Here is an 8,742-nt window from a genome sequence, read left to right on the forward strand (position 1 = left end):
TCGATGGTGCGCGAGAACGTCGTCGCGCAACTGGCCAACCTGAAGACGCATCCCGCCGTGCGGCTCGCGCTCGAGGAAGGGCGTCTCGCGCTGCACGGCTGGGTCTACGACATCGAATCGGGCTGCATCGACGCCTACGACGGCGCGAGCGGCCGGTTCGTTCCCCTTGCGGACCATCCCGGCGTCCGTGCAACCCCCGCGACATTCCCCGTCGCGGCCTGAATCGCTCCCACTCCACTACGAGGCATTACCATGATCCAGTCCCAGCACAGTCAGACGGCGCGCCACGCGCTGGCGGAAACCGTCGTCCTCGCGAAGGCGCGCAAGAACCTGTCGTTCGCGCAGCTCACCGAAGGCACGGGCCTGAGCGAAGCGTTCGTCACGGCCGCGCTGCTCGGGCAACATGCGCTGCCGGCCGACGCGGCGCGCGTCGTCGCCGACAAGCTCGGCCTCGACGACGACGCGGTGCTGCTGCTGCAAATGATCCCGCTGCGCGGCAGCATCGACGATCGCGTGCCGACCGACCCGACCATCTATCGCTTCTACGAAATGCTGCAGGTGTACGGCACGACGCTGAAGGCGCTCGTGCACGAGAAGTTCGGCGACGGCATCATCAGCGCGATCAATTTCCGGCTCGACGTGAAGAAGGTCGACGATCCGGAAGGCGGTTCGCGTGCGGTGATCACGCTCGACGGCAAGTACCTGCCGACCAAGCCGTTCTGACGCCGGCGGCGCGTCGTGGCGTCACGGCGTCGCGCGATATCGAGCGATCATCGCGCGTCGTCACGGCGCATGACGACGCGCTATAGTCGTGTCATACCCGCCGCGGGCGCCGCCCGCCCGGCGGTCTATTCACGCACGCGTTCGCTTCGATGACAGCCCATCCCGACGTCACCCTTCAACTGACCGACACCGAGCAACCGGCCGCCCGAGACTTCATCAGCCGCAAGCTCGGCGAATTCAACCATGCGATGACGGGGCGCGCCGATACGGCCGCGCTCGACGTCTACGTGACCGATCCCGCGACCGGCGACGTACTGGGCGGCCTCGCCGGCCGCACGTCGCTCGGCGTGTTCTTCATCGATCTGTTCTATCTGCCCGAATCGCTGCGCGGCGACGGCTTCGGCAGCCGGCTGCTGCGCGAGGCCGAAGCGGAAGCGAAGCGGCGCGGTTGTGCGCGTGCGGTGCTGTACACGATCTCGTTCCAGGCGCCGGACTTCTACCGGAAGCACGGTTACGAGACATTCGGCGAAGTGCCGTGCGAGCCGGCAGGCGCCGCGCGCGTATTTATGGTCAAGGTGCTTTGAGCGGCAACGGGCGGTTTCCTGACATCTCGTGACAAGCTGGTAGCGCCGGAAGGCTCATGGATCACCGCCCGGGCGTCGCCCGCTCGACGATCATGTCGCACAGCGCCCGCGCGGCGGGCGACAGTTGCGCGTTCCTCCGCATGACGAGCACGAGCGTGCGCGACACCGACGGCTCGACGAGCTCGATCGTGCGGATCATCGGATACGCATTCTTCTGGATCGCGAGCTTCGGCACGACGGCCGCGCCGAGCCCTTCCGCGACGAGCCCGAGCGCGGTCGAACTGCGCTGCACCTCGTAGAACGAATGCAGCGATACGCCGCTCGTCTTCAACGCGCCATCGAGCAGCCCGCGATTGCCGCTCACTTCGCCGGCGAAGATCAGCGGATGCGGCTGCAGCGCCGCCCAGCGGATGCGCCGCCGCTTCGCGAGCGGGTGATCGTCGCGGCACACGAGTACGTAAGGGTCGTGCGTGAGCGGCACGCTGACCAGTTCCGGGTGCTGGTCGCCAGCGATGCTGATGCCGAATTCCGCCTCGCGGCGCAGCACGGCCTGCAACACCGACGCCGACGCGTGATCGAGAATCTTCACGCGATCATGCGGCCGGTGCGTGGAGAACGCGCGCAGGATGCGCGGCAGGTACTGCACGCCGACCGTCGGCACGCACGCGATCGTGACGTCGCCGCGCTGGCTCAGGCCCGTCTCGCGGATTTCGGTCAGCGCATCGGACAGTTCGTTCAGCAGCCGGCGCGCCTGCGGCAGGAAACGCCGGCCGATCTCGGTCAGCGTGGTACGGCGCGTCGTGCGCTCGACCAGCGCGACGCCGAGATACGCTTCGAGCTTGCGCAGCCGCTGCGTGATCGCCGTCTGCGTGACGTGCAGCGTATCGGCTGCCTGCCTGAAGCTGCCGCCGTCGGCGATCGCGACGAAAGCCTGGACACCGAGCGTATCGATCTTCATCAGAATTTTGAATCAATCACGATATTAAATTCATTTTACTGAAGGTCGGCGGCAGTCGCAGAATGCGCTGAATCGACGGCCCGTTGCATCCGGTGCCCGGATGCGCGGCGGCTGCTCATGCCGACCAGGAGAACTATCATGACGACCCCGCTCGATCAATACGCGAACCAGTACGTGCAGTTCGAGGACGAACGCACGCGCCCGGTGCGCGATCTGCTGGCCGCCGTGCCGAACACGCCGATCCATACCGCGATCGATATCGGCTGCGGGCCGGGCAATTCGACGGAAGCGCTGATCGCGCGCGCGCCGGACGCGACGATCCACGGGATCGATGCGTCGGCGGACATGATCGAGGCCGCGCGCAAGCGCCTGCCGGCGTTGCGTTTCGACCTTGCCGATGTCACCACCTGGGACGATCCGGGAGGCTATGACCTGATCCTGTCGAATGCGGTGCTGCAATGGGTGCCTGCGCACGACACGCTGTTCCCGAGGCTCGTCGGCCGGCTCGCGCGAGGCGGCCATCTCGCGGTGCAGATGCCCGACAATCTCGACGAACCCGCGCACCGGCTGATGCGCGAAGTCGCCGCAGGCGGGCCGTGGGCCGACAAGCTGAAAGGCGCGGCGCGCACCGAGCGATTCGATGCGCGCTATTACCATGCGCTGCTGGCGCCGCTGGGTTCGCGTGTGGACGTGTGGCGCACGACCTATTACCACCCGCTGCGCGGCGGCGCGGACGCGGTCGTCGAATGGTTCAAGGGCAGCGCACTGCGGCCGTTCCTCGCGGCGCTCGACGCGTCCGAACAGCGCGCGTTTCTCGCGCGCTATCGCGACGCGCTGGCCGGCCCGAACGGTTATCCGGTGCAGGACGACGGTACGGTGCTGTTGCCGTTTCCGCGCCTGTTCATCGTGGCGACGCGCAAGTAACGGGGCAATCACACTGCATTGACGTGACGATCAGCCGTGCATCAACGCATCGGCTGCACCGATGCCGGGTCGACCGTGCGGCTTCGCGCGGTCTGCCCGTCGCGCAGATCCTTGTACCAGAACAGCGCGACTTCTCCGGCGTTCTCGCCATCGGCGTACAGGAAGCGGTCGTGACCGCCGAGCACGAAGCCCGCACGCGCATACGTCGAGCAGGCCGCGACGTTGTTCGCCTGCGTTTCGAGCCGCATGAAGCCGAACCCGTGGCTGCGCGCCCACGCTTCCGCGGCTGCCAGCAGGAATTTCCCGATACCCTGGCGCCGGCAGTGGCGGTCGACGGCCAGTTCCGCGATCTCGGCCATGCCGTTCCAGCTTTCCTCGATCGCGACGAATCCCGCGAGCCGTTCGCCGGCCGTCGCGCGAAACAGCGCCGTGCGGCCCGATGCGTCGCGTGCCCAGCCGGCAGGATCGAAGCCGTAGTCCTTGCGCCGCGCCGGTAGCGCGCGAAGATCGAGCAAGTCCTGATACGGCGCATTCAATTCCCACGCGATGTCGAACGAGAAATCGCGTCCGTCCAGTTCGTCGGCGGCAAGCGCGAGCGCCGGTTCGATGCTGATGTGTTCGGCTCGGTCCATAGGTCGGTGTCCTGTCTTCGGCGCGATGGCGCGATGATGTGATGGTATCCGTGATGCGATCGTCGGTGCGATGAATGCGCGCCGCATCGCGTCCTCGTCGTTGCTTCGTTCGCTGCGCCGGGACGCAGACGCAGCGGCTCAGGTCAGCGCGGGATGGCCGGCGGTGCGCCGTCGTCATACGATCCGGCGGCGGGGAGCACGGCGGTGGCCGAACCCCATGCGGCGAGTTCGCGCTTCGTGCGCACGCCGAGCTTCGCGAATGCACGTTTCACGTACGACTCGGCCGACGCGACGCGCACGCCGAGAATGTCGGCGGTTTCCGGCACGGTCTTGCCGGAGAGCAGGTGCTTGCAGGTTTCGTATTCGCGCTTCGACAGCTTCACGCCGTCGGCCGCGAGCCGCGCATCGAACTGCGCGAGCGGATGGACGTCGGGCGTCGCATGCGCGATGCGCCGTGCGGCGGTGGTCGACGCATGGAGTTCGAGCAGCGGAAACAGCATGTCGCTGATGCTGCGGAAGCGGTTCATCTCGGCGAGCGTGAACGGCGGCCGGTCACGGCCGCGCTCCAGGGCGATCGAATGCTGCGAATAGCGCGTGCCCCGTGCGAGCACGCATTCGTGGCCGATATGCACGTCGTCGAACAGCCGCTGGCGGAATTCGCCGGGCGGGATCGCCGCGATGTCGCGCACGACGAGCATCGTGCCGGTCTTGCCGCGCAGCCCCGCGAACAGCGGGTCGCTGTCGAGAAAGCGCTCGTAGTAGAGCGTCATCACGTCGGAGATGTCGGTGGACGCGGTGCCGATGCCGCTGCTGCCGATCCATTCGCAACGGTAGCCGGTGGGCATCGTCGTGTCGACGCGCGAGCGTTCGACGTGCGCGACGTCGAGCGGCACGACCTCGTTCAGCAGTTGCGTGAGGCGCGGCACGAAGTGCGGCGTGCCGACCGTCTCGATCAGCTCGCCCAATGCCTTGAACGATATGTTGATGCGATCGTTGTCGCGGTGGATGGCGTTCACGTTGAGCAGCATGCGATTCCCAAGGCCTGTTCCGCCCATGACGCGCGTTTCGTTGATACGAAAAAAGCATCTGTTCGGCTCGTGATCGGGAGGGAGTCGGGAGGGAATACAGGCAGGCGACCTGCCGATCCGTTCGCCTCGTAAAACGTCGCGTGTCATCCCGAAGAGGGCATACCGGGGCAGTGTAAACGAGTCACTGCGTCCCCGTCTTTTTCAATCGAGCGACAAGCGATTCCGATGACCGACCTGATCAGGCGCATCGTGCCGCAGGGCACGCGCCTGGGCGAATCGAAGGGGCTCGACTTCGGGGGGACGAAAGCGATCGGCGCGCGGCCGAAGGCAGGCGCGGCAACTGAATCGACGGCTGTCGGGAAGGCGGGGGCGGGTCGGGCGCGTTTCCGGAGTCGGCCGCATCGGCGGTGTGTCGCGTCGGCCGGGGCAGCGGTCAGGCCGGACGGCGCAGGTGCGCCGCCCTTGCAGCGCTTACGCGTCGATGCGCTCGACCTTGCCGACGAGCAGCCCGTACGACAGGCTGCCCGCGAGCGCCATTGCGGCGATGTAGGTGATCGCGCGCGAGAAGTCCGCGCCGTCGACCAGCAGCCCGATCACGATCGGCGTCGCGATCGCGGACAGGTTACCGACCAGGTTGAACACGCCGCCCGTGAGGCCGAGCAGTCGCGCGGGTGCGAGCCCCGACACGAGCGACCACGTGATCGATGCGAAGCCGTTGCCGAAGAACGCGATCGTCATGAACGCGATCACCCAGCCGGTGGAGCTCACGTAGTTCGCGCCGATGATGCAGGTCGAGATCAGCAGGCCCGAGATGATCGGCAGCTTGCGCGCGAAGCCCTGCGATGCGCCGCGCCGCATCAGCCAGTCCGACAGCACACCCGAGCACAGCACGCCGACGAACGCGGCGAGGAACGGCAGCGACGCGAGGAAGCCCGACTTGATGAAGTCCATCCCGCGATACTTGACGAGGTAGGTCGGGAACCACGTGAGGAAGAACCACAGCGTCGAGTTCAGCGCGAACTGGCCGAGGTAGATGCCCCACAGCTTGCGCCGGCCGAGCACGACGCCGAGATCGCGCCACGTCGATGGTGCGCGGTCGCTGCGCGCCGCGATGCGGTCCTCGAGATCGACGAGCCCGCCGCCGTCGCGGATCAGCGCGATTTCGGCCGCATTGACGCCGCGTAACGCACGCGGCTCGCGATACACCGCATACCAGACCGCGGCCCACGCGATGCCGGCGAGGCCGGTCGCGACGAACACCATGTGCCAGCCGAGATGCACCTGCAGCCACGCGAGCACCGGCGTGAGGAACGCAAGGCCGACGAACTGCCCCGACGTGTAGCCGCCGATCGCGCTCGCCCGCTCGCGGGTCGGGAACCAGGTCGTCACCGCGCGGTTGTTGATCGGATAGGCCGGCGCTTCGAGCGCGCCGACCGCGAGGCGCAGCACGATCAGTCCGACGAACGAACCGGCGAAGCCGAGCAGCAGCGTCGCGGCCGACCACAGTGCGAGCGCACCCGCATACAGCACGCGCGGCGACACCTTGTCGACGAGCCAGCCGCCCGGAATCTGCATCAGCGCATAGGTCCAGCCGAACGCGGAGAACACGAGGCCGGCGTGGACCGGATCGATGTTCAGTTCCTTGAACAGTTCGGGCGCCGCGATCGACAGGTTGCTGCGGTCGAGATAGTTGATCACGACCGTGACGAACAGTAGCGCGAGGATCAGCAGCCGCTTGCGGCTCGGCGGCGTGGCCGGGGCCGCGGCGGCGGCCGCGCGGGTAGCTGATTCGGATGAGGTACCGGTGTGCGCGGATGGCCGCTGCGGCGGGTTGGCATGGGTGCGTGACGCGGATGGGCCCACGGTCGTCTCCTGTGTTCTATGCCCCGGCCGGCGCTCGCGAACGAGGCGGCCGAATCGAATGGCGTTGGGGCGAACGTTAGAGCCGTGGCGCGGCGTGCGTCAACATTTGGGCAGGTATCCCCATTAATGGGACGTGTGCCGTTCAATATATGGGAACGTGCCGACCGGCGCGGACCGGCGTCGTCACGAAGGAGAGCAAGCAGGCGACCGGTCAGCCCCGCGTGCTGTCGTCGCGATAGCCGCTCTTGCCGACGAAGATTTCCTTCAACGCGGCGCGCAGCGTGCCCGGATCGTACTGACCGGGCGCGAGATGGATCACGTAACGCGTCTGGCCGTCGAGCCGCGCGGCGACGCCCGGTTCGATCTCGACGTCGATCGTATCGTCGGTCAGTTGCACCGACAGATCCTTGACGCGCACGTTGAGCTGGTCGCGCACCATCACTTCGATCAGCGCATCGTCCGGAAAGCGCGACAGCGCGAAGCAATAGTCCTGCTCCGCATCGTGACAGTAGATATTGGCGAAGCTTTCGTCGTCGTCGAGGTCGGACGTGGCCGCGCCGACGGTAGCGTGCAGTTCCATGAGCATCGATTCCTGCTGAAGGGTTATTTATGAGCGTGCATCGTCGTTTCGATCGCAGCCGCGGTGTCGGGCATTGCGTCGACGTGCGCGTCGCGCGCCTTCAGCCACAGCCCGAATTCGCGCATCACGTCGACCACCGGCCGCAGCCGGTCGCCGTCCGCGGTGAGATCGTACTCGACGCGCACCGGCACTTCCGGATAGACGGTGCGCCGCACGAGCCCCGCGTCTTCCAGCGCGCGCAGGTCGAGCGTCAGCATGCGCTGCGAGATGCCCGGCATGTCGCGCCGCAGGTCGCTGAAGCGGCGCGGCCCGTCGAGCAGATACGACACCAGCAGCAGCCGCCAGCGGCCGCCGAGCAGGCGCATCGCTTCTTCAACGGAACATCCTGTCGCACTCGTTTTCATCGCGCCGAATCCTGGTCGGTTAATTTTTTGTGACTACGGCACAAACGACTGCCGTCTTCTCAGCCGTGTGCCGATGCGAGATATTAGCGCCCGCGTCGCGGCGAATCGATACATGGACAACCCACGAAGGAACCATATGAAGCTCTATCACGCTCCCGGCAGCTGTTCGCAGGCGATCTGCATCGTGCTGCGCGAAGGCGATATCGACGCCGAGATCGTCAAGGTCGACGCGCGCAAGCATGTCGTCGACGGCGGCCGCGATTACTACGACGTGAACGAACTCGGCTACGTGCCGCTGCTCGAACTCGACGACGGCACGATACTGCGCGAAGGGCCGGTGATCGCGCAGTATCTCGCGGACCAGCGCCCGGAGGCCGCGCTCGCACCCGCTTACGGCACGCTCGCGCGCTACCGGCTGATGGAATGGCTGAACTTTCTCGGCACCGAGATCCACAAGGGCTTCATCCCGCTGCTGTATGCGGTGCAGGCGGGGAGGTACGTCGAACCCGTGCGGCAGAAGCTCGACAGCCGCTTCGCATGGATCGACCGCCAGCTCGACGGCAGGACGTTCCTGACCGGCGACACGTTCACCGTCGCCGATGCGTACCTGTTCGCGCTGACCGGCTGGGGCAAGGCCGACTGGATGCGCTCGGTATACAACGCGGATATCGACCTCAGCCGGCATGCGCATCTGCGTGCGTGGTACGAGCGGGTGCGGGAGCGGCCGGCCGTGCAGGCGGCGCTGGCGGCGGACAACCTGTTGCGATGACGCGCGGCCGCCGCAGCGGGGAGGGCGCATCATTTCGTTGTAGCGGCGCCGCGCCATGCCGCAACAGTGCGCGCTATAATCGCCGCCATGAAACTGCTTCGGACCTTCATCCTGCTGCTGCTGTGCGCGGTGCTGCCCATCACGGGGCTGGCAGCCAGCGGCCTGACCGGTGAATGTCCGATGCAGCACACGATGTCGATGGACGCGGACACGGGCATGAACATGGCCATGTCCGCCGAGATGAGCGATTGCGATTCGATGCAGCCGCCATCCGCCG

11 protein-coding genes and 1 pseudogene are annotated in these 8,742 nt (G+C 66.7%); 6 read left to right on the forward strand and 6 right to left on the reverse strand.

Going from position 1 to position 8,742, the window contains the following annotated elements; all coding sequences use genetic code 11:
* The 3 genes from JMF90_RS12385 to JMF90_RS12395 all read left to right on the forward strand — a co-directional run.
* Positions 1 to 222: carbonic anhydrase (locus JMF90_RS12385; protein ID WP_305790744.1), on the forward strand; the 222-nt coding region annotated here is incomplete at its 5' end.
* A 30-nt stretch (positions 223 to 252) separates the two neighbouring features.
* On the forward strand, positions 253 to 723 hold the full coding sequence (gene cynS / locus JMF90_RS12390) for a cyanase (RefSeq protein WP_011548409.1): 471 nt from the start codon (positions 253 to 255) through the stop codon (positions 721 to 723).
* Positions 724 to 872: 149 nt separating this feature from the next.
* Positions 873 to 1,307: a GNAT family N-acetyltransferase gene (locus JMF90_RS12395; RefSeq protein ID WP_011548408.1), complete on the forward strand. Its 435-nt coding sequence runs from the start codon at positions 873 to 875 to the stop codon at positions 1,305 to 1,307.
* Between the two features lie 61 nt (positions 1,308 to 1,368).
* On the opposite strand, the gene JMF90_RS12400 is transcribed toward JMF90_RS12395, so the two are convergent.
* Positions 1,369 to 2,265, reverse strand: a complete 897-nt coding sequence (locus JMF90_RS12400; protein ID WP_006479871.1) for a LysR family transcriptional regulator — start codon at positions 2,263 to 2,265, stop codon at positions 1,369 to 1,371.
* Between the two features lie 138 nt (positions 2,266 to 2,403).
* Here JMF90_RS12400 and tam point away from each other — a divergent pair, with 138 nt between their 5' ends.
* Positions 2,404 to 3,189: a trans-aconitate 2-methyltransferase gene (tam, locus tag JMF90_RS12405; protein WP_012338830.1), complete on the forward strand. Its 786-nt coding sequence runs from the start codon at positions 2,404 to 2,406 to the stop codon at positions 3,187 to 3,189.
* Positions 3,190 to 3,230: 41 nt separating this feature from the next.
* Here the strand turns inward: tam and JMF90_RS12410 are convergent, their stop codons facing one another.
* The 5 genes from JMF90_RS12410 to JMF90_RS12430 form a co-directional block, all read right to left on the reverse strand.
* Complete coding sequence (locus JMF90_RS12410) at positions 3,231 to 3,821, reverse strand: GNAT family N-acetyltransferase (RefSeq protein ID WP_012338829.1); 591 nt, start codon at positions 3,819 to 3,821, stop codon at positions 3,231 to 3,233.
* Between the two features lie 143 nt (positions 3,822 to 3,964).
* Entirely contained in the window at positions 3,965 to 4,849 is an 885-nt protein-coding gene (locus JMF90_RS12415) for a helix-turn-helix transcriptional regulator (protein WP_011694475.1), read from the reverse strand.
* Between the two features lie 471 nt (positions 4,850 to 5,320).
* Positions 5,321 to 6,712: an MFS transporter gene (locus JMF90_RS12420; RefSeq protein WP_011548404.1), complete on the reverse strand. Its 1,392-nt coding sequence runs from the start codon at positions 6,710 to 6,712 to the stop codon at positions 5,321 to 5,323.
* Positions 6,713 to 6,923: 211 nt separating this feature from the next.
* A complete protein-coding gene (locus JMF90_RS12425) occupies positions 6,924 to 7,298 on the reverse strand; it encodes a hypothetical protein (protein WP_011548403.1) in 375 nt (124 codons plus the stop codon).
* Between the two features lie 17 nt (positions 7,299 to 7,315).
* Positions 7,316 to 7,696: a helix-turn-helix domain-containing protein gene (locus JMF90_RS12430; RefSeq protein WP_011548402.1), complete on the reverse strand. Its 381-nt coding sequence runs from the start codon at positions 7,694 to 7,696 to the stop codon at positions 7,316 to 7,318.
* Between the two features lie 136 nt (positions 7,697 to 7,832).
* Here JMF90_RS12430 and gstA point away from each other — a divergent pair, with 136 nt between their 5' ends.
* A complete protein-coding gene (gene gstA, locus JMF90_RS12435; RefSeq protein WP_011694476.1) occupies positions 7,833 to 8,465 on the forward strand; it encodes a glutathione transferase GstA in 633 nt (210 codons plus the stop codon).
* Between the two features lie 87 nt (positions 8,466 to 8,552).
* A pseudogene (locus tag JMF90_RS12440) lies at positions 8,553 to 8,742 on the forward strand (hypothetical protein); the annotation flags it as partial.

The organism is Burkholderia sp. E168m23 (genome assembly GCF_016586125.1).
Classification (GTDB): domain Bacteria; phylum Pseudomonadota; class Gammaproteobacteria; order Burkholderiales; family Burkholderiaceae; genus Burkholderia; species Burkholderia orbicola.